Annotated in this window: 29 protein-coding genes; 24 read left to right on the forward strand and 5 right to left on the reverse strand. The window is 46.0% G+C overall.

Going from position 1 to position 21828, the window contains the following annotated elements:
• Positions 1-156 precede the first annotated feature (156 nt).
• Positions 157-795 carry a DUF1510 family protein gene (locus V1498_RS06090; protein WP_409297540.1) on the forward strand — a complete coding sequence of 213 codons (639 nt, stop codon included), beginning with the start codon at positions 157-159 and terminating at the stop codon, positions 793-795.
• A 23-nt stretch (positions 796-818) separates the two neighbouring features.
• On the opposite strand, the gene V1498_RS06095 is transcribed toward V1498_RS06090, so the two are convergent.
• Positions 819-1004, reverse strand: a complete 186-nt coding sequence (locus tag V1498_RS06095; protein WP_409299171.1) for a DUF2536 family protein — start codon at positions 1002-1004, stop codon at positions 819-821.
• Between the two features lie 150 nt (positions 1005-1154).
• On the opposite strand from V1498_RS06095, the gene V1498_RS06100 reads away from it, so the two are divergent.
• The 10 genes from V1498_RS06100 (at position 1155) to V1498_RS06145 (ending at position 7421) form a co-directional block, all read left to right on the forward strand.
• Positions 1155-1796, forward strand: coding sequence for a class I SAM-dependent methyltransferase (locus tag V1498_RS06100; protein ID WP_409297541.1), 642 nt, complete (start codon positions 1155-1157; stop codon positions 1794-1796).
• Between the two features lie 15 nt (positions 1797-1811).
• Positions 1812-2504, forward strand: coding sequence for a 5'-methylthioadenosine/S-adenosylhomocysteine nucleosidase (mtnN, locus tag V1498_RS06105; protein WP_409297542.1), 693 nt, complete (start codon positions 1812-1814; stop codon positions 2502-2504).
• A 291-nt stretch (positions 2505-2795) separates the two neighbouring features.
• Entirely contained in the window at positions 2796-3719 is a 924-nt protein-coding gene (locus V1498_RS06110) for a PLP-dependent cysteine synthase family protein (RefSeq protein ID WP_409297543.1), read from the forward strand.
• Positions 3720-4856, forward strand: coding sequence for a bifunctional cystathionine gamma-lyase/homocysteine desulfhydrase (locus tag V1498_RS06115; protein ID WP_409297545.1), 1137 nt, complete (start codon positions 3720-3722; stop codon positions 4854-4856). It abuts the gene before it with no gap.
• Between the two features lie 89 nt (positions 4857-4945).
• The gene (locus tag V1498_RS06120; protein WP_409297547.1) at positions 4946-5200 is read left to right on the forward strand and encodes a YrhC family protein; all 255 of its coding nucleotides are present in this window, start codon (positions 4946-4948) and stop codon (positions 5198-5200) included.
• Between the two features lie 613 nt (positions 5201-5813).
• The gene (locus V1498_RS06125) at positions 5814-5954 is read left to right on the forward strand and encodes a YrzI family protein (RefSeq protein ID WP_409297548.1); all 141 of its coding nucleotides are present in this window, start codon (positions 5814-5816) and stop codon (positions 5952-5954) included.
• Between the two features lie 30 nt (positions 5955-5984).
• Positions 5985-6125, forward strand: coding sequence for a YrzI family small protein (locus V1498_RS06130; protein WP_409297550.1), 141 nt, complete (start codon positions 5985-5987; stop codon positions 6123-6125).
• 29 nt (positions 6126-6154) lie between these two features.
• Positions 6155-6301 (forward strand): hypothetical protein, encoded by a 147-nt coding sequence (locus V1498_RS06135; RefSeq protein ID WP_409297551.1) that lies wholly within the window; start codon positions 6155-6157, stop codon positions 6299-6301.
• 16 nt (positions 6302-6317) lie between these two features.
• A complete protein-coding gene (locus V1498_RS06140) occupies positions 6318-6458 on the forward strand; it encodes a YrzI family small protein (RefSeq protein ID WP_409297553.1) in 141 nt (46 codons plus the stop codon).
• A 129-nt stretch (positions 6459-6587) separates the two neighbouring features.
• Positions 6588-7421 carry a GNAT family N-acetyltransferase gene (locus V1498_RS06145; protein ID WP_409297555.1) on the forward strand — a complete coding sequence of 278 codons (834 nt, stop codon included), beginning with the start codon at positions 6588-6590 and terminating at the stop codon, positions 7419-7421.
• Between the two features lie 18 nt (positions 7422-7439).
• Here the strand turns inward: V1498_RS06145 and sigK are convergent, their stop codons facing one another.
• Complete coding sequence (sigK, locus tag V1498_RS06150; protein ID WP_409297557.1) at positions 7440-8153, reverse strand: RNA polymerase sporulation sigma factor SigK; 714 nt, start codon at positions 8151-8153, stop codon at positions 7440-7442.
• A gap of 207 nt (positions 8154-8360) precedes the next feature.
• Here sigK and V1498_RS06155 point away from each other — a divergent pair, with 207 nt between their 5' ends.
• A complete protein-coding gene (locus tag V1498_RS06155) occupies positions 8361-10157 on the forward strand; it encodes a M3 family oligoendopeptidase (protein ID WP_409297558.1) in 1797 nt (598 codons plus the stop codon).
• A 45-nt stretch (positions 10158-10202) separates the two neighbouring features.
• On the opposite strand, the gene pssA is transcribed toward V1498_RS06155, so the two are convergent.
• Positions 10203-10742: a CDP-diacylglycerol--serine O-phosphatidyltransferase gene (gene pssA / locus V1498_RS06160; RefSeq protein WP_409297560.1), complete on the reverse strand. Its 540-nt coding sequence runs from the start codon at positions 10740-10742 to the stop codon at positions 10203-10205.
• A gap of 131 nt (positions 10743-10873) precedes the next feature.
• Between pssA and V1498_RS06165 the strand changes: the two genes are divergently transcribed.
• Entirely contained in the window at positions 10874-11677 is an 804-nt protein-coding gene (locus V1498_RS06165; RefSeq protein WP_409299173.1) for a phosphatidylserine decarboxylase, read from the forward strand.
• 42 nt (positions 11678-11719) lie between these two features.
• Here the strand turns inward: V1498_RS06165 and V1498_RS06170 are convergent, their stop codons facing one another.
• Complete coding sequence (locus tag V1498_RS06170; protein ID WP_409289401.1) at positions 11720-11860, reverse strand: sporulation histidine kinase inhibitor Sda; 141 nt, start codon at positions 11858-11860, stop codon at positions 11720-11722.
• A 541-nt stretch (positions 11861-12401) separates the two neighbouring features.
• Here V1498_RS06170 and V1498_RS06175 point away from each other — a divergent pair.
• The 8 genes from V1498_RS06175 to V1498_RS06210 are packed head-to-tail and all read left to right on the forward strand — an operon-like array spanning position 12402 to position 17405.
• Positions 12402-12917, forward strand: coding sequence for a YqeG family HAD IIIA-type phosphatase (locus V1498_RS06175; protein WP_409297561.1), 516 nt, complete (start codon positions 12402-12404; stop codon positions 12915-12917).
• 2 nt (positions 12918-12919) lie between these two features.
• Positions 12920-14026: a ribosome biogenesis GTPase YqeH gene (gene yqeH / locus V1498_RS06180; protein WP_409297563.1), complete on the forward strand. Its 1107-nt coding sequence runs from the start codon at positions 12920-12922 to the stop codon at positions 14024-14026.
• A gap of 12 nt (positions 14027-14038) precedes the next feature.
• A complete protein-coding gene (gene aroE, locus V1498_RS06185; RefSeq protein WP_409297564.1) occupies positions 14039-14887 on the forward strand; it encodes a shikimate dehydrogenase in 849 nt (282 codons plus the stop codon).
• Positions 14881-15174: a ribosome assembly RNA-binding protein YhbY gene (yhbY, locus tag V1498_RS06190; protein WP_409297566.1), complete on the forward strand. Its 294-nt coding sequence runs from the start codon at positions 14881-14883 to the stop codon at positions 15172-15174. Before aroE ends, yhbY begins: the two co-directional genes overlap by 7 nt.
• Position 15175: 1 nt before the next feature.
• Complete coding sequence (locus V1498_RS06195) at positions 15176-15745, forward strand: nicotinate-nucleotide adenylyltransferase (protein WP_409297567.1); 570 nt, start codon at positions 15176-15178, stop codon at positions 15743-15745.
• Positions 15735-16319, forward strand: a complete 585-nt coding sequence (gene yqeK, locus V1498_RS06200; RefSeq protein ID WP_409297569.1) for a bis(5'-nucleosyl)-tetraphosphatase (symmetrical) YqeK — start codon at positions 15735-15737, stop codon at positions 16317-16319. The genes V1498_RS06195 and yqeK overlap by 11 nt, the downstream gene beginning before the upstream one ends.
• Positions 16306-16662, forward strand: coding sequence for a ribosome silencing factor (rsfS, locus tag V1498_RS06205; protein ID WP_409297571.1), 357 nt, complete (start codon positions 16306-16308; stop codon positions 16660-16662). Before yqeK ends, rsfS begins: the two co-directional genes overlap by 14 nt.
• The gene (locus V1498_RS06210; protein ID WP_409297572.1) at positions 16659-17405 is read left to right on the forward strand and encodes a class I SAM-dependent DNA methyltransferase; all 747 of its coding nucleotides are present in this window, start codon (positions 16659-16661) and stop codon (positions 17403-17405) included. The genes rsfS and V1498_RS06210 overlap by 4 nt, the downstream gene beginning before the upstream one ends.
• Positions 17406-17477: 72 nt before the next feature.
• Here the strand turns inward: V1498_RS06210 and comER are convergent, their stop codons facing one another.
• Positions 17478-18311, reverse strand: coding sequence for a late competence protein ComER (comER, locus tag V1498_RS06215; RefSeq protein ID WP_409297573.1), 834 nt, complete (start codon positions 18309-18311; stop codon positions 17478-17480).
• A gap of 90 nt (positions 18312-18401) precedes the next feature.
• On the opposite strand from comER, the gene V1498_RS06220 reads away from it, so the two are divergent.
• From V1498_RS06220 to V1498_RS06230, 3 genes are read left to right on the forward strand one after another with little or no spacing between them, the layout of a single operon-like run.
• Positions 18402-19013, forward strand: coding sequence for a helix-hairpin-helix domain-containing protein (locus V1498_RS06220; protein WP_409297575.1), 612 nt, complete (start codon positions 18402-18404; stop codon positions 19011-19013).
• A 59-nt stretch (positions 19014-19072) separates the two neighbouring features.
• Positions 19073-19486 carry a deoxycytidylate deaminase gene (locus V1498_RS06225; protein WP_409297577.1) on the forward strand — a complete coding sequence of 138 codons (414 nt, stop codon included), beginning with the start codon at positions 19073-19075 and terminating at the stop codon, positions 19484-19486.
• 26 nt (positions 19487-19512) lie between these two features.
• The gene (locus tag V1498_RS06230; RefSeq protein WP_409297578.1) at positions 19513-21792 is read left to right on the forward strand and encodes a DNA internalization-related competence protein ComEC/Rec2; all 2280 of its coding nucleotides are present in this window, start codon (positions 19513-19515) and stop codon (positions 21790-21792) included.
• Positions 21793-21828: the final 36 nt, after the last annotated feature.

Here is a 21828-nt window from a genome sequence, read left to right on the forward strand (position 1 = left end):
GAGTGCCTGCAGGTGGAAATCCACTTTCTTGTTCAATAACCAGAATATATGCGGAAATAACCTTTTTCTTAGAAGCATGGCGCTAATCATGTTAAGATAGAAGCGAATAACAGCAGGCAGAGCTCTTGCCTGCCTGGGATAAGCGGGGGGATTTTTTTGGAGCGGGACTTGAATAACAATTCGCGTTTGGATAAAACCAAACAGAAAAAAGCAAACCGGATTTATAATTTCCTGATCATCATCGTTTCTATACTGATATTGTCGGTTGCCGGCTTCATTTTCCTGGGAGGAAAAGAAGACAAAAGTGTTGAGAAGAGTACGTCAGGACAGAAGGCCGAGACAGCTGCCAAACCAGATAAGGGCAATGATGAAAAAGCCAGCCCGGAAAAAGAGGATAGCGCAGCAGACCTTCCAGAAAAGGATCCTGAGGAAGAGAAAAAAGATCCTGATAAGGTGACCGAAGTTCCTGATGATTCACCGAATGTAAAAAGATCTTATGTGAATGAATCATGGAAACCGGTGGGAACCTCACAGCAGGGTGAGCATACGGCCACTTATGAAAAGGGTTCTGCAGACTGGGTTGAAATGGAAAAGGCGCTTGCATATGGCGCGAAAATCGACCCTGGCAATCTTACTGTATGGTGGATAGAGAATAATGGGTCGCCAAACAGTGCAGCCGGGACTGTTTCAGCCAGTGACAGCGACCAGGCCTACCGGGTTTTCATTGAATGGGTAGACGGACAGGGCTGGAAACCGGTGAAGGTGCAGGAACTGAAAGTGAATGATAAAAAATAAAGGGAGGCGTGCGCAGCGCCCCTCTATTTTTTTGCTTTAAAATGGACGGCAGCACTGTAGAACCTCCTGCCTTCTTCGGAAACATGCATCTGATGGGAAACAGAATGAACCTGAAGTAAAATGGCTTTATTCACTTCTATTTGTGATTGAATCTTTTCTTCCAATTCCTTGATAGATAAAGCTTCAAAAAACTCTATTTTGTCTTCCATGATCTCAATCTGGAAATTCAATACGATCACCCCCTGCCAGTAAGTATATCTTAACAACTGAATAAAATCCTTGCTATATAGAACCGGAACCGTTTATTATTTAAAACATAGTATATCTATAGGAATAATAAAATTAAGAAGGTGTTTAAGATGGGGCGGGAGTTTGTGGAATTATTCAATGAGTGGGCAAGCACGTATGATGATACCGTGACAGGCCATGATATAGAATATCGCAAGGTTTTTGAACATTATGATGAAATTCTGGGCCGGGTGGCAGCCAAGGTTTCTGGGCAGGTCATAGAATTCGGACCGGGAACCGGGAATCTCACCAGCATATTATTGGAAAGGGGATGCAGGGTGACAGCTGTCGAACCCTCGCCGTCCATGAGACGTAAAATGATTGAAAAATTAGGCGGGCAGGTCCGGGTCCTCGATGGGGATTTTCTTGCCTTTGAGACAGGAATAATGACCGATGCTTTTGTCAGTTCCTATGCCTTCCATCATTTGACCGATGCTGAAAAGGAGCAGGCCGTCAAACTTTATGGCAGCCTCCTGAGTAAAGGTGGTAAAATAGTTTTTGCCGATACGATGTATGAATCAAATGCTGACTATCAAAGGGCAGTGGCAGAGGCTGAACGGGCAGGCTATTATAATCTGGCGCAGGATCTGAAGTCGGAGTATTATACGACCATCCCCTTCTTAAAGAGTATATTACATGCCTATGGCTTTACCGCTTCCTTTGAACGATGCAATGAATTTGTCTGGATAGTAGAGGCGGAAAAACAGAATTGAAATGAGGTTGTCCCCATGAAAGCAGCAATAATAGGAGCGATGGAAGAAGAAGTATCCATACTTAGAGATCAAGTAGAAAACCTGACACAGGAAACGATAGCAGGCTGTGAATTCAATATGGGAACATTGAATGGCAAGGAAATCATCCTGCTTAAATCAGGCATCGGAAAGGTCAATGCGGCCGTGTCAACGGCAATCCTGCTTGAAAGATACAAGCCGGATGTGATCATCAATACCGGCTCTGCAGGCGGATTCCTTTCTTCCCTTGAGGTTGGGGATGTTGTGATTTCCTCCGAAGTCCGCCACCATGACGTAGATGTAACAGCTTTTGGTTATGAATACGGCCAGGTACCCCAGCTTCCAGCAGCCTTTCTTGCTGATGATAAATTAGTGAAGGCAGCTGAAGAAGCAGCAGGTGAAATTGAAGGTATCCAGGTGGTAAAGGGTTTGATTGCGACTGGTGATTCATTTATGAGCGACAGCAGCAGAGTCGAATTTGTCAGAGAGAAATTCCCTCAGCTTTATGCAGCAGAGATGGAGGCTGCAGCGATAGCCCAGACAGCTTACCAGTTCGGTGTCCCATTTGTGGTCATCCGTTCCCTGTCAGATATCGCCGGCAAGGAATCCGATATCTCCTTTGATAAATTCCTTGTGACAGCAGCAAAAAATTCAGCCCGCCTGGTTACAAAAATCGTTGACCGTCTTTAATCAAGACTCTTTTCTAAAAAAATGCTGTTTTAAATCAGTGCTCTGAGCATATTAAAACCTATAGCAAGTGGACTTCCGCTTCAGGCGCGAGACTCCTGAGGAAAGCGAGTGCCTGCAGCGGAAATCAACTTTCTTGTTTAACAGCCACAATGTTTACAAAAACAGCCTTAATCAAAGTTAACAGGAACTCTCCAAAAAATTGGATACACCCGGATTTTGGAGGAGCAGCTGGTTTAGCTGCAAAAAAAATAGAATAAAGTTAGTTATCAACCATTTAAAGGGAGCATTCATATGGATGTGTATCGCAATATACATGAATTAGTAGGCAACACCCCCCTCGTGCAAATAAATAACTTCAATCTTCCCCAAGGAGTCAAGCTCTTTGCCAAACTTGAGTTCTTCAACCCGGGCGGCAGTATAAAGGACAGGCTGGGACAGGAATTGATCACTGCAGCCCTTAAAAGCGGGAAGCTTCCTGAAAAAGGAACCATCATTGAACCTACAGCCGGCAACACGGGAATCGGTCTTGCACTCGCAGCCATCGAAAAAGGAATCAGGGTCATTTTCTGTGTGCCTGAAAAGTTCAGTCAGGAAAAGCAGGAGCTGATGAAGGCATTGGGGGCTGAAGTCATTAATACACCAACAGTAGAAGGCATGGCAGGCGCTATCAAAAAGGCTGATGAACTTCTGGCGGAAATCCCCGGATCTTACTCCCCTGCACAATTTTCAAATCCTGATAATCCGGGAACCTACTTTAAAACACTTGGCCCGGAGCTCTGGCAGCAGCTCGATGGCAATCTTCATGTCTTCATTGCCGGGGCGGGGACAGGCGGGACTTTCATGGGGACATCAAAATACTTAAAGGAAAGAAACCCGGCGATCAAAACCGTGATTGTGGAACCCGAAGGCTCGATCCTCAATGGAGGAGAGCCAGGGCCTCATAGGACGGAGGGAATAGGAATGGAGTTCCTGCCAGACTATATGGATAGCTCCTATTTTGACGAGGTTTATACTGTGGCAGATGAGGATGCCTTCCGTCTGGTAAAGGAACTCGCCGCAAAGGAAGGGATCCTCGCAGGGAGTTCATCCGGGGCCGTTTTGGCCGCTGCCTTGAAGGAAGCGGAAAAAGCGGAGCCCGGAACCCATATTGCCGTGATATTTCCGGATTCAAGCGAGAGATATTTAAGCAAGCAAATATACAGAGGAGGCATTTAAATGAAAAAGAAAACCAGGCTGATCCACGGAGGTCTTTTCGGAGACCCTGTAACAGGTGCCGTTTCTACCCCGATATACCAGGTGAGCACATATAAACAGGAAGAAGTGGGGAAGCACAGCGGCTTTGAATATTCCAGAACAGGCAATCCGACAAGACATGCGCTTGAGGAATTGATCAAAGATCTTGAAAATGGGGAGCGGGGCTTTGCATTTGCTTCCGGCATGGCGGCAATCACTGCGGTCATGATGTTATTCAGTAAAGGAGATCACATCATCATGACTGATGATGTATATGGCGGGACCTTCAGGGTAATGACAAAGGTGCTGAACCGCTTCGGAATTGAAGCGACATTTGTGGATACAAGCAATATCGATGCAATCACTAAGGAAATCAGGCCTGAAACCAAGGCGGTTTATCTGGAGACGCCTACAAACCCGCTGCTGAAGGTGTCTGATATAGCAGCCATTGCAGAACTCGCAAAAGAAAATGGATTGCTGACTATCGTGGACAATACATTCAGCACTCCGTATTGGCAGACGCCAATCGCTCATGGTGCTGATATTGTCCTTCACAGCGCAACCAAGTATATTGGAGGCCATAGCGATGTGGTGGCCGGACTGGTGGTGGTCAATTCCGAGGAACTTGGAAATGATCTGCACTTTATTCAAAACTCGACTGGCGGGGTATTAGGACCGCAGGATTCCTGGCTGCTGATCCGGGGAATCAAGACATTGGGAGTAAGGATGGAGGAAACCGAAAGCAGTACGGCTGAAATCGTAGCGTTTTTGTCATCCCATAAGGCTGTTTCCAAAGTGTATTATCCTGGGCTTGCCTCACATCCAAATCATGATATTGCCAAAAAGCAGGCAGGAGGGTTTGGCGGGATGGTCTCCTTTGATGTCGGCAGCGGTGAAAAGGCAGATAAAGTATTCAGCAGACTGAAATACTTTACCCTCGCTGAAAGCCTTGGCGCAGTAGAGAGCCTCATTTCCATCCCGGCCAGGATGACTCACGCATCCATCCCGCAGGAGCGGAGAGCGGAGCTCGGGATAACAGAGGGCCTTATCCGGATTTCAGTGGGACTTGAAGACGCGGAAGACCTGATAGAAGATCTGGCGCATGCCCTGGAGGATTAACCTGCTGTATTTACAGTAATCTACTAGTTAACCTGCCAGCCAAGTATGTTAAGGTATTAACATAATTGGAAAGGGCAGGTGAGGAACTAGTGAATCAGAATAAACAGCTTAAGATGCTTCGTGAAAAGATGACGGATTATAAGCGATTTGCCTATACCCTTATTTGCCTGGGCGTTTTCTTTTACCTGGGGGTGCTGATTGATTCTTATGGAAAAGGATTGAGTCCAAGCTTTTCATTAATGTGGGCTATGGTTATTGCCATGGCAGGAGCCGGATTATTTTTCTTACTATCAGCAAAATATAAAAAACTGCTTTCGGAAACAGAGGACAGCAGTATAACATAAGTTCTAGAACAGAGCCCGGGGAAACAGTTGTTTTCCTCGGGCTTTGCTGTGCCGTTTATCTCTGACAGCGCTTTTTCAGTTCTGTTCCGCCATCAGAAACGGCGGGTAAATGTGCAAAGGAGGGGTGGTTGTCCGAAAATTTTAGGATCCCCTTTTCCTTGATGGAAAGGCTTTTGTATGGCTGAAAATTCATTATCCCCTAGCGGGCAGGCAGCAGACCGATTACGGTTCAAAAGCCCTTTTTGTGAAAAATGTCGATAATTTAGGCAAATAACTGGTTTACAAAACAACGCTTCTTGGATATACTTACCAATGTAAGCTCTTAAGAGGAGCAAAAAAACCAAAGGAGGTCGAATGACATGTTGGATATTCAGGCAAAAGTTCAAGCTGAAAACTTCATATTTCATAGTTTTATATTCGACCTGAGTGGTATGGTTTAATCTTATTATTTCTTTGAGTGAATGAAAGTGATAATAGGCCGCAGGGAGAATATTCCATGCGGCCTTTTTGTGCCGTCTGGGATCTTGCCTGCGGCATTTTTATGGCCGCAGAAGCTTCTCTGCGGCCTTTTTGCGCCTTCATTTAGGATTATGAACAAAAAGGAGGTGATACCATGGGTATTCCAATGTTATTTTTCACGATTTTCATTAAACCTCTAAAGAAAACAAGGCAGGCTGCATTTCATGAAGAACAGATAAAAAGCTGGCATGAAGAGAAGGCAGATAAAATGCTTCAAATCATCAATGTTATGTAATGTAATAACACGAATAGGGGAGGTGATTTTATGACGATTTCCATGCTTTTCTTTACCATTAGCATCAAGCCGGTCAAGAAAACAAGACGGGAAGCATTCCACGCAGAACAGATTAAAAAGTGGCACGATGAGAACGTGGATAGAATGTTTCAGATTCATACGATCATGTAAGAAAAAAACATTTTTAGAGGTGAAGTTATATGACCATACAATTATTATTCTTTACGATCATAATCAACTGGAAGAAGAAGGAAGAAGTGCATGAGGACTATTTCCATGAAGAGCATAGCCGCAAAGTGGATGATATAGTCCGGCTGAGCAATGTGATGCAGAACAAGGTGTGGTAAGACAGGAGGTGATATTATGACTCTTCATATGCTTTTCTTTACTATCGTAATCAAGAAAAAGGGAATGACGGCCGGTGAGGCTATGCATCAAGAAACCATAAAAGCCTGGCATGATAAGAACAGGGATTATGCAGCCGGCATCGGCAGAATCATGTAAAACATCAATCAGAAAAGGTGGAGATGAATATGAAAAGCATTCTAATACGAAAAGGACTATTGTACATTTATAAGGATACCGGCTAACTGAACGGCTGAAACGGCGAAATAATTTAGAGGGGGAACTTGTTTGCAGAAAGCTGAACTTTTAAAAGAGATAAAAAATTTGCAGAAGGATTGTGAACATCTCGATGGAATCGAATTGAAGCTGAACTGGGATATGCTGAAGCAGATGGACGAAGAAGAGCTGATGGGCGGCACGCACTTCATAGGAAGCGAACTTGCCGGATTCATCGCGGTCTATGATTTTGGCAGTAAAGCAGAGATATGCGGAATGGTATATCCCGGGCACAGGAGGAAGGGCATCTTTACCGGACTTCTTCAGAGTGCCCTTGCCGGGATTGCAGAAAGAAATTACAGGCAAATACTCCTGAATGCGCCGGGTAATTCGGCCACGGCAAAGGAATTCATCGCTCAAAGTCCATTTTCTTATTCCATTACGGAGTATCAAATGAAATGGGGAGGCATGCCGGCTGTCCCCGATGATAAGAACGTCAATATGAGGCCGGCCGCTGATTCCGACCGGGATCTTGAGATAGAACTGGATGTACAGTGCTTCGGGTTTAAGCGGGAAGAAGCGGTCCGCCACAACTCGCGGATTCAGGATGAAAGCAGCTCACAATCCTATATCATTGAAAATGAAGGGAATGCTGTGGGAAAGGCCAGGATTTCATGGCCGGGCGGGAAACAGGCCTGGATTTATGGTTTTGCCATCCTGCCTGATTTTCAGGGCCGCGGCATTGGTAGGGAAGTACTAAGGCAGATTATCAGCCGGGAATCGGGGGCAGGCAGGGATATCTTCCTGGAGGTAGAGGCGGAAAATGCCAATGCCCTGAGGCTTTATACTTCCTGCGGATTTGAATCCTACAGCTCACAGGACTATTACCGGTATGATAATTCTTGAAAAAAAAGAAGAAGCTGCTCAGCTTCTTCTTTTTTCTTTTTCAGCACGGTAAAATTCGTGGAACATCTTCATCAGGGCGCGCTTTTCTATCCTTGAAACATAACTTCTGGAAATACCCAGTTCTTTGGCGATCTCCCGCTGGGTCTTTTCCTTCTGAAGATCCAGGCCGAATCGGCCGACAATTACTTCTTTTTCCCGTTCATCAAGCACATCGATGAATTGTTTAACCTTCTCGATTTCCAGATTTAATTGTATCGTGTCGACCACATCTTCTGATTCCGATTTCAGAACATCAATCAAGCTTATCTCGTTGCCTTCCTTATCCTGTCCGATGGGGTCATGAAGAGATACATCCTTTTTTGTCTTTTTAGTCGCACGCAGGTGCATGAGAATCTCATTTTCAATGCAGCGGGCCGCATAAGTGGCAAGCTTTGTTCCTTTTCCTTCCGAATAGCTTTCAATGGCTTTGATGAGGCCGATGGTGCCGATGGAGATTAAATCTTCGGTATCTTCGCCTGTGTTTTCAAACTTCTTGACAATATGTGCCACGAGGCGGAGATTGTGCTCGATGAGCAAATTTCGGGCCTCGCCATCGCCCTCGGCCATGAGCTTAAGATATTTCCGTTCGTCCTTTGAGGAAAGGGGCTGGGGGAACGCATTGTTCTTTACATAAGATACGAGCAGGAAAAACTCCTTTACCATATAGCCGATAGCAGCAAGTATGCCTGGCATAGCAACACCTCCGTCTATTTTGGGCAAATGCCTAAAACATATCTATGTGCCGCGGGGGGAGGATGTGTCTGTACCATATAATTTTACAGATGAAAGAGTGATTTGGGGCATGTTTCTACAGCCTGGGCTCTAGGATGCAGAAAATAATAAAAATAGAAAAAATTCCAAATAGGCACTATAATATAGAATGAAAAGGGGGTACGAATTATGAACTATTCTTTAACATGGGATTTAGATGTGTTTTTTGATGGCGGAAGCGATTCCCAGGAATTTGCCGGGCATCTCAGCAGGCTGGACAAAAGCCTTGCAGAGTTCAGAAGCCTTGTTGCGGAATGGAACCCATCGTCTGAGGCAAAAGATACAGATATCATCAAGCATATTCTTGGCCGGTTTACAGAGATAGGGGCAAGCATGCGTCAGGCAGGCGCATTCGTCAGCTGCCTTGAAGCACAGAATACAAAGGATGCCAGGGCAAGGGAGCACCGGGTGAAAATCACGGGCTTAAGCGCTGAGTTCTCCATTGCCCTGAACGGGTTTGATGTAAAGCTTGCGAAGCTTGATGAGCAATTCTTCCAGACCGTGCTGAAGGACAAGGAATTGAGTGAGCTGCGCTTTGTGCTCGAGGAACGCAGGGAGAAAGTGATGGATAAGCTTTCTGTCGAGGAGGAAGCACTCATCAGCCAGCTTGCGGTTGACGGCTACCATGGCTGGGGACAGATGTATGATGTCCTGGTCAGCTCTGTTAAGGTCGCGGTGGAAGAAAAAGGACAAACGAAGGAACTGTCTGTAGGGCAGGCTTTCAATAAATTTTCTGATCCAGACCGGACAGTGCGGCAGGAGGTTTTCAGAAGCTGGGAGAAAGCCTGGTCAGAAAAAGCGGATTTATTCGCGGGTACGCTTAATCACCTATCCGGGTTCAGGCTCAGTGTATATCAAAAGAGGGGCTGGGACGATGTCCTGAAAGAGCCGCTCGAGTATAACAGGATGAGCAAGGAAACTTTACATAGCATGTGGAGCGCGATCGCTGAGCAGAAGGCTCCACTGGTGCAATACCTGAAGCGGAAGGCTGAGCTGCTTGGGGTAGAAAAACTGAGCTGGTATGATCTTGATGCCCCGCTGGCAGAATCAGCTGAAGTAATGCCCTATCAGGAAGGAGCGGATTTTATCCTGAAGCAGTTCTCAAAGTTCGGCAAGGAGCTTGCCGGCTTTACAAAAAAGGCATTTGAAGAGAGCTGGATAGAAGCTGAAGACCGCGAAGACAAAGCTCCCGGCGGATTTTGCACTGGGTTTCCCGAGAGCAGCCAGTCACGCATTTTTATGACTTATTCCGGTACTCCATCAAATGTTTCGACGCTGGCACATGAGCTGGGGCATGCATTTCACTCTTATGCACTCAAGGATTCCCACTTCCTGAACAGGGCTTATGCCATGAACGTCGCAGAAACTGCCTCGACCTTTGCAGAGCTGATTGTGGCGGATGCTGCAGTGCGTGAAGCGGGAAGTGCCGAAGAGCGCCTTGCCCTGCTCGAGGATAAAATACAGAGGACTGTTGCCCTGCTGATGAATATTCATGCAAGGTTCCTGTTTGAAACAGCCTTCTATGAAGAACGTAAAAAAGGTGTAGTTGGAGCTGCCAGACTGAATGAACTAATGGAAAACGCGCAAAAAGAAGCCTATGCAGGAGCACTTGAAGAGTACCATCCTGAATTCTGGGCGTCAAAACTCCATTTCTTCATCACAGGTGTGCCATTCTATAACTTCCCTTATACATTCGGCTATCTGTTCTCGCTCGGCATCTATAAAAAAGCAATGGATGAAGGCGAGCAATTCGAACATAAATACATGAAGCTGCTGCAGGACACAGGCTCAATGAAGGTTGAGGACCTCGCCCGGAAACACTTAGGCGTCGATCTTACCAAGCGCGGGTTCTGGGATGATGCGGTCGCCATGTGCATGAAGGATGTAGAGGAATTCCTGGAGCTCACCGAAGCAAAAGTCCATTGATGAAAAAACAGACTTCGCAGGAAGTCTGTTTTTTTGGGCTGGCAGCTATATTTTCTTAAGTTTGAATGGACTGATCATTAAGAATGATAATATAATCATCAAGAATAGAAGCCAGACGGAGGGTACATGGGGAACCGCCAGGAAGCTGAGTGTCAAAAGACATCCTGCGGCTGTGATGGGAAGGCCGGTAAAGTAGCCATTGTTTTCACTTATATTAAATTTCGCAAGCCGGAATGCCCCGCAGCCAATATAAAGGACTGTAAAAAATGAGCCAGGAGCGCCAAAGTCGGAAATGATGCCCTGATATAGAAGGAGTGCCGGGGCTGCCCCAAAGGAAATGATGTCACACATAGAGTCCAGCTGCTTGCCGAGCTCCGATTCAGAGTGCAGCATACGGGCGACCATTCCATCGAAACGGTCAGCAAGAGCCGCAAGAAATATTAATAGAAGAGCCAGGTTCAGCTCTCCCTGAAGAACAGAGATTATAGAAAACCCGCCAAGGGATAAGTTGATCAGTGTTAAAACATTAGCAGTCTGGGATTTGATTTTTTTTATGGTTAAATCGAGTACGCCGGATAAAAACAAGCTCTTCACTCCTTAAAATCATACGTGATGATGGAAATCACCCTAATATTTGTTATATAATAATATTTTATTTTATTCCTTTTATGCCAAAAGGTAAAGGACTATTTTCGAATCGGGAGGAACCATCCTTGATATTAAAGTCATTCTATAGAGTGCTGATTGAGCTTACAAATGGCCGGATCACATCCGGTGCCTTAAAGCGCTTTGCCCAATCAAAGTGGAGCAGGTTTTTGATACCTGCATATGTGAAGGTATACAAATTGAATCTTGAAGAAGTGGAAAAAAACAGTAAAGATTTCCCTACCCTGCATGATCTGTTCATCCGAAAGCTGAAAGAGGGAGCAAGGATTATCCATGACGGAACGAGTTCCGTAGTCAGCCCGGTTGACGGGATCCTGGAGGATACAGGTGAAGTCAGGCCGGATAAACATATCGCTGTAAAGGGAAAGGTTTATTCAATTGAAGAAATGCTGGGTGACAATGAGGTGCTCCATAAGTATATCGGAGGGAGCTATATGGTGATTTATCTCAGTCCGAGCCATTATCACCGGATACACAGTCCCTTGGCCGGAGAGGTGACGAAACGCTGGCTCCTTGGGAAGAAGTCTTACCCGGTTAATGCCTGGGGGATGAAATATGGCCGGGATACGCTTTCCAAAAATTATCGGATCATCACAGAAATCCAGCATGATAAAGGCTCTGCTGCAGTTGTGAAGGTTGGCGCCATGTTCGTAAATTCCATTGTTGTTACACATTCAGACACAGAGATTCAAAAAGGGGAAGAGCTGGCATACTTCAGCTTCGGATCGACAGTCGTGCTGTTGTTTGAGAAGGGGACTTTCCGGGCTTCTGCGGATGCTGCCTACCCAATGGATGTACATGTTGGACAGGAAATCGGGTTCATAACCGATAATCATGTCTCTTTAAATCAATAGAGCTGGAAAAGGCTGTCCCGGATTTCGGAACAGCCTCTCAGGCTAGGAGAAAGCCCTGATTTTGTGGGTCAGGGTCCGCCTGTTGATTTCAGATTCAATCAGCTGGATGAAATCCGGGCTGAGCTTCAATTCCCTGGCTTTGTGATAGGATTCAATCAATAGATCATCTGAGAGCTTGTTCATTTTAGATGGCGTATGCCAGTCACCTCCACGAAAAGTATTGAACGCTGGATTTTCTGGGGATGCAGCCTGCCAGAAAGATTTTTTCAGCCTGCCGTCCCAAGGGTTATCCATCTTGAGAGACAGCGGAATCTGGCTGGTAAATAATTATTATTTTTTGAATGAATGTAAGGATGAGATCATATATGATAGGTCTATTTGTTATATAACCAACTTTAGCAAAATCAAGCTATTGGAACAATCGTTCTCTTATCCACAGTGCAGAGTGGATAAACTGTGATTAATATGTTAGCAAGTAAAATAGTCCTGTCTCCTGTAAAGGGGTATAATGTGTATATAATTATCCACAGAAGCGGGCTATGACGGTTTTTGTCGAAAAGTTTTTATTCTATGGAGCATATGTAAGGGAATGGACATAGAGTCAGCTTCTCCATGATTTTGCTTCACACCGGGAGCTCTTTATTAAATTCTTTTTGAAAGGAGTCATGAAATTGGTTATGATGGAAAAGGTAAATTTCTCGGAAAGCGTTGAGGTGCAAATATATTGCTAAAATCATTTCTTCCCAGCGAACACGCCAAGAGCGTGCTGGATATAACGCCTGAAAAGTTAAAAGCTCAGGGAATCAAAGGAATCATCACCGATCTGGATAATACGCTGGTTGAATGGGACAGGCCGAGCGCCACCCCTCAGCTGATAGAATGGTTTGAAAATATGAAGAAACATGGAATTCTGGTGACGATTGTTTCTAATAATAATGAAAAAAGAGTGAACAGTTTTTCGGAACCTCTTAATATCCCATTTATTTTCCAAGCCAGGAAACCTATGGGCAGGGCATTCCGCCGCGCAATAGATCAAATGGGCATCAAGCGCGAGGAGGCAGTTGTAATCGGCGATCAGCTCCTGACGGACGTTTTCGGCGGAAACAGAAACGGCTTTAAGACCATATTGGTGGTTCCCGTAGCACAGACGGACGGTTTCATCACAAGGTTCAACAGGAAAATTGAACGCAGGATTCTATCATGGTTCAGGAAGAAAGGCATGATAAATTGGGAGGATTAGAATTGAACGAAACAAATTATGTATGTGTGGGATGTGGAGTCAAAATCCAGACTGAGGACCCAAAAGGGCTTGGCTATGCACCGCCTTCATCATTGGATAAGGAAACCATTGTCTGCCAAAGGTGCTTTAAACTGAAGCATTACAATGAAGTGCAGGACGTCTCCCTTACGGATGACGATTTTTTGAAAATCTTGAATGGAATAGGCAGCAAGGATGCCCTGATTGTTAAGATCGTGGATATTTTTGATTTCAATGGAAGCTGGCTGCCCGGGCTCCACCGGTTTGCGGGAAGCAATGATGTGCTCTTGATCGCCAATAAATTCGATCTGCTTCCAAAGTCAGTCAAGCATAATAAGCTGATCAATTGGCTGCAGGCCTCTGCTAAGGAACTCGGCTTAAAGCCGGTGGACATCATGCTTGTCAGCGCGGCAAAGGGCCAAAATATGAAGGAAGCCGCCGCAGCCATTGAACATTACCGGCAGGGAAAAGATGTTTATGTGGTCGGCTCGACAAATGTAGGCAAATCTACTTTTATTAATAGAATGATTAAAGAAGTGACAGGGGAGGGTGACATCATCACCACTTCTCATTTCCCCGGCACGACGCTTGATGTGATAGAAATCCCACTGGATGACGGCAGGAGCCTGATTGACACTCCTGGAATCATCAATCACCATCAGATGGCACATCATATCGATAAGAGAGACCTTAAGGCCATCACACCCAAAAAAGAAATCAAGGCCAGGATCTTTCAGCTCAATGAAGAGCAGACCCTTTTCTTTGGCGGACTGGCCAGGCTTGATTATATCAGCGGAGGCAGGAGGTCGTTTACCTGCTACCTGTCCAATGATCTTGAAATCCACCGTACAAAGCTTGAAAAAGCAGATGAGCTTTACAAAAACCATGCCGGCGGTCTGCTTGTTCCTCCGAGGAAGGACAGTTCTGAAGAACTTCCGGATCTTGTGCCGCATGAACTTTCCATCAAGGAAGCCAAGACCGATATCGTCTTTTCCGGCCTTGGCTGGGTAACAGTCAATGAACCGGGTGCAAAAGTCACGGCGTATGTACCAAGGGGCGTCAATGTGCTCCTTCGAAAATCTCTAATATAAAGCGGTGAGCAAATGAAAAAGCTGTACGGAGTAATGGGGGATCCCATCAAGCATTCGATGTCCCCGGACATCCATAACGATGCATTCAGCCGCGCCGCGCTCATGTCTGAGTATGTGCTGTTCCATGTTACTTCCGATCACCTTGGTGATGCAGTCCGCGGCGCCAGGGCTCTCGGAATTGGCGGTTTCAATGTCACCGTTCCCCACAAGACAGCCATCATTCCCTATCTTGATGAAGTGGATGGTCTGGCAGGAACAATCGGAGCTGTAAACACGGTTAAAAACGAAGATGGCAGGCTTATTGGATATAATACAGACGGCCCTGGATATATCAGAGCCCTTAAAGAAAAGGTCGGAGGCTCGCTTGCAGACAGAAGAATCCTTTTGATTGGCAGCGGAGGGGCCGCCAGGGGCATATTTTTCACCCTTATGAAGGATGGTGTTCTCCAGACGGATATCGGCAACCGGACGCTTTCAAAGGCAGAGGCGCTTATTGAAGACTGTCCATATGGAAATGGGGAGTCCAGGGCCCTGTCACTTGAAGAAGCCGGAACACGCTTGCGGGACTATGATATCATTATCCAGACGACGTCATCAGGAATGAGCCCGCTGACAGATGAGGTACCCCTTCGTATTGATGGCGGACTTAAGGGCGGCGTTCTTGTAAGTGATATTATTTATAACCCGCTCGAGACGGAATTTCTGAAACAGGCCAGAAGCTTTGGGGCCGCCGTCCAAAATGGAGTCGATATGTTTGTTTATCAGGCAGCACTTGCCTTTGAAATATGGACTGGCATATACCCCGATACTGAAGCAATGAGGAATATTGTATTACGAAAGCTAGGAGGCAAACAATGCTGACAGGAAAACAAAAAAGATTTTTAAGGTCAAAAGCCCACCATCTGAACCCGATTTTCCAAGTGGGTAAAGGCGGGGTAAATGAAAATATGGTGAAACAGATTGGTGAAGCGCTGGAGGCACGTGAGCTGATTAAAGTCAGCATCCTTCAAAACAGTGACGAAGACAAGGACACTGCTGCACAGGAATTTGTCAAAGGAACCGGTGCTGAGCTGGTCCAGATTATCGGCAATACGATCGTCCTGTACAAAGAGTCGAAGGAAAATAAGCAGCTTGAGCTGCCGCGCTGACATGAAAAAAGTAGGGATACTCGGAGGAACTTTCGACCCGCCGCATATCGGCCATCTGATCGTGGCAAACGAGGTACGAGAGGCACTTGAGCTGGATGAAGTCAGGCTGATGCCTAATTCAGTGCCGCCACACAAAAAGAAAAATGGTCAGGCTGCGGCAGATGACCGGCTTGAAATGGTCAGGCTTGCGGTTAAAACAAATCCTGGTTTATCGGCAGAAGGCATCGAACTCAACCGGGAAGGTTTGTCCTATACCTATGATACGATAGCAGAATTGAAAGAACTTGAGCCAGACAGTGCTTTTTATTTCATAATCGGTGCCGATATGATAGAGTATCTGCCGAAATGGCATAAGATAGATGAACTTGTAAAGCTTGTGCAGTTTGCGGGAGTGAGGCGCCCCAATCATAGTATTGAAACTCCTTATCCTGTAAAAATGGTAGAGATGCCGCAGATTGAACTTTCTTCTTCCATAATCAGGGAACGGATCAAAGAAGGCAGGCCGATTCGTTACCTGGTTACGGAGGAAGTGCGTTCATATATTGAGGTGAATGGATTATATGGATCGTAAAACAGCTTTGCAGCTGGTTGAAAATCAGATTACGGCGGCAAGATATAAGCATACCCTTGGAGTGGCAGACACAGCTGTAAGGCTGGCGGCACAATACGGAGCAGATCCCAGGAAAGCTGAACTGGCTGCTATATTCCATGATTATGCCAAGTTCCGCCCTAAAGAGGAAATGAAAAATATCCTGGTAAATGAGAATATGGATCCAGAGCTCCTGCTGTATCATCCTGAACTATGGCATGCGCCCGTTGGTGCTTATCTTGTGATGGAAGAAGCGGGAATTCAGGATCCGGAAATCCTCGATGCTATTAAGTTTCACACTTCCGGAAGGGCTGGGATGAGCTTGCTTGATAAGATCATTTACCTGGCGGACTATATCGAGCCCGGCCGTGACTTTCCCGGAGTAAATGAAGTAAGGAAGACAGCCGAAAGGGATCTGGATAGTGCTGTGATTGAAGCTATGCGGAATACCATCATGTTTCTGCTAACGAAAAATCAGCCGATATTTCCTGAAACATTTGAAGCGTACAATTATTTAATTATGAACAAGGAGGATTCTGCTTATGACAGAGCGTGAGTTATTGATAACCGCAGTAAAAGCAGCTGACGATAAAAGGGCAGAAGACATTATCGTCTTAAATATGAAGGGTATCTCGCTTGTGGCCGACTATTTCCTGATCTGCCACGGCGGTTCTGATAAACAAGTCCAGGCGATTGCCAGGGAACTTCGTGAAAAAGCGGAAGAGAGCGGATATACGGTCAGAAGGATGGAAGGCTTCGATGAGGCGAAGTGGATATTGGTCGATATGGGGGATGTGATCGCCCATGTTTTCCATCGGGAAGAACGCGGCTATTACAATCTTGAGCGCCTCTGGGGCGATGCTCCCCGGGAAGATATCGAGAGCGAGCTTTCACAATGAGCTATGGGCAGTTTGCCTATTTATATGATGAGCTGATGAAGGATGTCCCGTATTCAAAATGGGTGGATTTCCTTAGGGACAGGATGGATCGCTATCATGTAAAGGGGCAAAAAGTCCTTGACCTTGCCTGCGGGACAGGGGAAATTTCCATCAGGCTTGCAGAAGAAGGGTACCGGGTAACTGGTGTAGATTTATCAGATGAGATGCTGTCCGTCGCGAGTGGAAAGGCGTCCGGGAAAAACCTGGATATTCCATTCTTCCAGCAGGATATGTCCAAGCTTGAGGGGCTTGGACGTTTTCATGCGGCTGTCATTTTCTGTGATTCGCTGAATTATCTGAAGGAGCCTGAAGATGTAAGGGCTGCTTTCCGTTCCGTCCATGAACATCTCGAACCGGAAGGCATTTTTATGTTTGATGTACATTCCATATACAAGCTTGAGCATATCTTTTATAATGCTGCCTTCACTCATGATGAAGAAGACATTTCTTATATCTGGAACAGCTTTGAAGGAGCAGAACCTTACAGTGTTGATCATGAGCTCAGTTTTTTTGTGCTGGATCCTTCGACAGGTCAATATGACAGGTTTGATGAGCATCATTATCAAAGGACTTATCCTGAAAAAACATACTTGGACTGGCTGGAGAAGCTGGGATTTGAACTGTTGGAAACGATATATGATCTTGATGAAAATAAAGATGCGGAGGAAGCGGAGCGTATCTTATTTATCGCCAGGAAGAAATAGAAATGGGCCGCTGATTATGAATCAGGCGGCCTTTTTTTATTTTGCAGCAGGAAACTTCAGAATGCCGGCGAATTATTGAGAATAGGGGAGCTTATACTGCTCTTCGGTCTTCTCCAGCTCATGGCTGAACTTTCTGTGGGTAGCTTCAAACAAGTGAATAAAAACATCCCCCAGCTCTTTTTCCATCACATTTATACCTTCTCCGGTTATTCCCCCCTTGACACACACCTTCTCCTCCAGTGCAGGCAGGCTGTAAAAGCCCTTTTTCAATAAGTCGCCGAGACCTATAAGCATATTCTCTGTCAGAATCGTCGCCGTTTCTTTATCGATGGTGGATACCGAACATGCCCCTTCAATGAATCTCCTTGCCAGATAGCTGAAAAATGCAGGACCGCAGCTGACAATGTCAGAAGCTGCCCGTGTGACTTCATTCGGGATGGCTATCGGCATTGAGATCCGGCCAGCCAGGGAAAGAATGGTTTCCTTCCAAGCCGTCTCGCATTGTACACCAAAGCTGACTAAAGAAACCCCGGAAAGTGCCCGGTTTGTAATGCTTGGGATAAGCCTGGCACAGGAACAGTCCAGAACGGATTCCAGCTGAGCAGGCGAAATGGGGCTCGTAATCGAAACCACACATTTTTCGCTCCCGAGCTGCGGCTTGATTCTCAAGAGTACATCGTGTATATCCAGGGGCTTGACGCAGATAAAAATCAGTTCCGCCCTCCTGGCAGTGCTCTCCCCGCTTTCTTCGATGGCTATTCCCGGGAACCTTTCCTGAAGCGAGGCAGCTTTTGCCCTCGTCCGGTTCGTGATGACAAAATCCTCTGGCCGACAGGCGCCGGCCGCCAGCAGTGACTCAATTAAAATCGTCCCCATATTCCCAGTACCGATAACTCCTATTTTCATTATTTAAACCACCTTCCCGCCTTTTGCATGTCATAAAAATGGTATGTTAATAAAACCGGCTGTATGCCATCTATCATGGAGGTATCCAAATTGGAAAAGTTTCTGGTTTATAAAAAGCCGGCCCTCATTGCCGGTGGGATCCTGCTGTTCGTATTATTTTTATTTGTTTATTTAAAACCAGATCAAGCAGCCGAGCCTGTCCCCTTAATCATGGGAGAGAAAGAACAGACTGAGTCTGGCAGAGAAAAAGCTGAAGCGGCAGAAAAGAAAATCATATTGGCCGATGTCAAAGGTGCCGTAAGAAAACCTGGGGTATACGAGGCACAGCCGGGAGAGCGGGTAGTCAATCTCATTGAAAAAGCAGGAGGCTTTAAGGAGAAAGCTGATCAGAATCAAGTCAACCTTGCACAAGAAGTATCTGATCAAATGGTCATTTTTGTTCCCGAAATTGGAAGTGCACCAGCTGCCATGCCAGGTGCTGCAGGCGGATCTGTTCCGGGAGGGGATGAAAAAGTGAATATTAATACGGCTGATGAGGCTGAGTTATTGACACTGACCGGCATCGGGCCTTCAAAGGCTGCCGCCATCATTGAATACAGGACGAAGGAAGGAGGGTTTAAGAAACCGGAAGACTTAAAAAATATAAGCGGCATTGGGGAAAAAACGTTTGAGAAGCTGAAAGAGAGCATTAAAGTGCAATAAGTGTATGGAAGATGTAAACTGTTTGAAGAAGAATCTTAATATGCTTGGAGGCAGACTAAATGACGAGGAAGAGCTGGGATGAGTATTTCTTAGACATTGCTGATGTAGTTTCTACACGTTCTACATGCCAGCGCCTAAAGGTAGGCTGTGTGATCGTAAAAGATAAACATATTGTATCAACCGGTTATAATGGTTCCATCCATGGCCATGAGCATTGTGAGGAAGCCGGCTGCCTGAAGGATGATAATGGCCGGTGCATCAGATGCGTACATGCAGAAGAGAATGCGGTGCTTCATGCAAAGCGTGATGATCTAAAAGGAGCGACTGCGTACATAACCCATGAATCCTGTGAGAAGTGCTCTAAGACGCTTGCTCAATCAGGGATAGCAAGAATCGTATATAGATATGCCTACCCGAATAAGTGGAACAGTTATTTTTTGAAGGATATCGAGGTTACCCACTTTGGTGCTTGAAAATCCTTGGATGGGCAGGGATTGACATGAATCTGATTTTATCAGCCCTGACTGCAGCAGCAGCAGGCGGGGCCTGGTCATTGGCAGGCTGGAAGGCGGCATGCTGCGGAGCCGCCTATCTATCCTTTTTATTTTGGAAGGGAACGTGGAAAACAGCAGCCATCCAAACCGGAATATTTATTTTATTCACCATGAATTATTTGGTTCAGGACAGCTTGAATAAGAGCAGCCTGGATCCTGCCGGCCAAACATTCGTCCTCATTTTCTCCGAAACACCCTTCATTGATGGAAATTCTTTCACAACAGCGGCCCGCATAAAAAGCGGCGAATCAGTAATTGTAAAAAAACGGCTCCAAACCCTTTTGGAGAAGAAAGGGATGGAGGAGTCATACGTGATCGGCATGGAATGCACGGTGTCCGGCCGGCTGGAAAAGCCCGATCCCGCCCGGAATCCCCATTCCTTCGACTATCAGAAGTATCTGAGTCATCATGGCATCCACTGGATATTGAAAGTCCAGGAATTTCAGTCATGCGCCCGAAAAAGTCAGGGTTTAACTGACAGGATCAGTCAGGCGCGCTATGAAGGCATACGTTTAGTGCAGAAGCATTTCAGCAGGGAAGGATCAGGGATTGCGGCTGCCCTGTTATTCGGGGAAGACCGCTTGATCCATGAAGAAACCACGAATCTCTACAGGAAGCTTGGCATTGTCCACCTTCTTTCTATTTCAGGCCTTCACGTCGCCCTGCTTACCGGTGCCCTGTTCATTGGAGGAATAAGGGCGGGTCTGACAAGGAATCAAATGAGTATAATCCTGATAATTCTCCTCCCGGTGTATGCAGTCATGACTGGAATGTCCCCGCCTGTAGTAAGAGCGTGCGGGATGGCTGGTTTATTTTTTCTGGCAAGATTACTCGGATTTCATCTATCCGGAATGCACACCCTGTCACTGGCTTTTCTTGCTATGCTCGCCCTTCAGCCCTTCAGCCTTTTTGATGCAGGTTTTCAGCTCTCCTTTACTGTGACGGCTGCCCTGCTGCTCTCCGTTAATATCCTCTCTCATGGACAACACGTGCTGAAAGCTTCATTCCTCATCAGCCTCATCAGCCTTTTGAGTTCAGTCCCTATTATGCTCCATCATTTTTATGAAGTATCCATAGCCGGTTTATGGATGAATCTTTTATTTGTGCCCCTATTCTCATTTGTGGCACTTCCGCTGTCCATAGCAGCCTTTTCTGCATTCCTCATTTATCCAGCGCTGTCAGGGGGATTCATCTTCCTGTTTGACCAGCTCATTGAATGGATGAATATTGTACTGGAAAAAGCGTCCGCTTTCCCGCTGGCGGCTGCCTTGATTGGAAAGCCGGCTGGTATCGTAATTTCCATCCTCAGTCTTTTGATCTTCTTGGTGTTCAATTATTGGGACCAGAAGAAGGTTCAAAAAGTGAAAAGGGCTTTGGTCCTGTTATTTCTTCTTTTAGGTTTCCAATATTTTAGTGAGTATTTTAATCCTTATGGAAAGATTGTTTTTCTGGATGTAGGCCAGGGAGATTCTATCTTTATCCGGCTCCCGATGGGCAGAGGAACTTATTTGATTGATACCGGCGGACAAATGACTTTCAGTGAGGAAAAATGGGTGGAAAAGGTCAGGAAGTTTGATCCAGGAAAAGATATTGTGGTCCCTTTTTTAAAAGCTGAAGGAATTACAAGCCTGGATAAACTGATTCTTACACATCCCGATCAGGATCATATCGGAGGTGCGGCAGCGGTTCTAAAGGAGATAAAAGTGAGGCAGCTCATGATCACGGGCGGTGCTGCGGAAGGTTATGAGGAGCTGCTGAAGGATTTCCCGCGGATCAATACAATTGCTGTCAATGAAGGATTTAGATGGACGGAGGGCAGGGACCAATTCCATATTGTCAGCGCAAGCGGCGAAGAGGGGAACACGAATGAAGCTTCCATCGTTATTTATGCTGTTATTGGAGGGAAAAGATGGCTGTTCACCGGCGACTTGGGAAAAAGCGGGGAAGAGGGATTGCTGAGGCGTTATCCTTCCATACGGGCGGATGTTTTAAAGGCGGGCCATCATGGAAGCAGGCATTCATCTGCACCCCTGTTCATAGAGAAATTGGATGCTGATGTTTCCATTCTGTCTTCAGGACGAAATAACCGGTACGGGCACCCGCACCAGGAAGTGCTGGATATTCTAAACAGGGAAAACATGGTCATTCTCCGAACGGATACCCATGGAGCCATTTCATATAAATTTTTTAGGGGGAAGGGCACCTTTTCAGTTATGCTGCCATAAACTAGCAGGGAAATGAAGAGACGAAAAGAGACTGCC

Source organism: Paraperibacillus marinus (genome assembly GCF_046237605.1).
GTDB classification, from domain to species: domain Bacteria; phylum Bacillota; class Bacilli; order Bacillales; family DSM-1321; genus Paraperibacillus; species Paraperibacillus marinus.

Coding starts and splice junctions, on each gene's coding strand:
- aroE (WP_409297564.1), top strand. CDS start 14,039: ATGAAAAAGCTGTACGGAGTAATGGGGGATCCCATCAAGCATTCGATG.
- V1498_RS06130 (WP_409297550.1), top strand. CDS start 5,985: ATGACGATTTCCATGCTTTTCTTTACCATTAGCATCAAGCCGGTCAAG.
- rsfS (WP_409297571.1), top strand. CDS start 16,306: ATGACAGAGCGTGAGTTATTGATAACCGCAGTAAAAGCAGCTGACGAT.
- V1498_RS06095 (WP_409299171.1), bottom strand. CDS start 1,004: ATGGAAGACAAAATAGAGTTTTTTGAAGCTTTATCTATCAAGGAATTG.
- V1498_RS06135 (WP_409297551.1), top strand. CDS start 6,155: ATGACCATACAATTATTATTCTTTACGATCATAATCAACTGGAAGAAG.
- V1498_RS06125 (WP_409297548.1), top strand. CDS start 5,814: ATGGGTATTCCAATGTTATTTTTCACGATTTTCATTAAACCTCTAAAG.
- mtnN (WP_409297542.1), top strand. CDS start 1,812: ATGAAAGCAGCAATAATAGGAGCGATGGAAGAAGAAGTATCCATACTT.
- yhbY (WP_409297566.1), top strand. CDS start 14,881: ATGCTGACAGGAAAACAAAAAAGATTTTTAAGGTCAAAAGCCCACCAT.
- comER (WP_409297573.1), bottom strand. CDS start 18,311: ATGAAAATAGGAGTTATCGGTACTGGGAATATGGGGACGATTTTAATT.
- V1498_RS06195 (WP_409297567.1), top strand. CDS start 15,176: ATGAAAAAAGTAGGGATACTCGGAGGAACTTTCGACCCGCCGCATATC.
- V1498_RS06115 (WP_409297545.1), top strand. CDS start 3,720: ATGAAAAAGAAAACCAGGCTGATCCACGGAGGTCTTTTCGGAGACCCT.
- V1498_RS06225 (WP_409297577.1), top strand. CDS start 19,073: ATGACGAGGAAGAGCTGGGATGAGTATTTCTTAGACATTGCTGATGTA.
- sigK (WP_409297557.1), bottom strand. CDS start 8,153: ATGCCAGGCATACTTGCTGCTATCGGCTATATGGTAAAGGAGTTTTTC.
- V1498_RS06140 (WP_409297553.1), top strand. CDS start 6,318: ATGACTCTTCATATGCTTTTCTTTACTATCGTAATCAAGAAAAAGGGA.
- V1498_RS06100 (WP_409297541.1), top strand. CDS start 1,155: ATGGGGCGGGAGTTTGTGGAATTATTCAATGAGTGGGCAAGCACGTAT.
- V1498_RS06110 (WP_409297543.1), top strand. CDS start 2,796: ATGGATGTGTATCGCAATATACATGAATTAGTAGGCAACACCCCCCTC.
- V1498_RS06170 (WP_409289401.1), bottom strand. CDS start 11,860: ATGAACAAGCTCTCAGATGATCTATTGATTGAATCCTATCACAAAGCC.
- V1498_RS06230 (WP_409297578.1), top strand. CDS start 19,513: ATGAATCTGATTTTATCAGCCCTGACTGCAGCAGCAGCAGGCGGGGCC.
- V1498_RS06155 (WP_409297558.1), top strand. CDS start 8,361: ATGAACTATTCTTTAACATGGGATTTAGATGTGTTTTTTGATGGCGGA.
- V1498_RS06210 (WP_409297572.1), top strand. CDS start 16,659: ATGAGCTATGGGCAGTTTGCCTATTTATATGATGAGCTGATGAAGGAT.
- yqeK (WP_409297569.1), top strand. CDS start 15,735: ATGGATCGTAAAACAGCTTTGCAGCTGGTTGAAAATCAGATTACGGCG.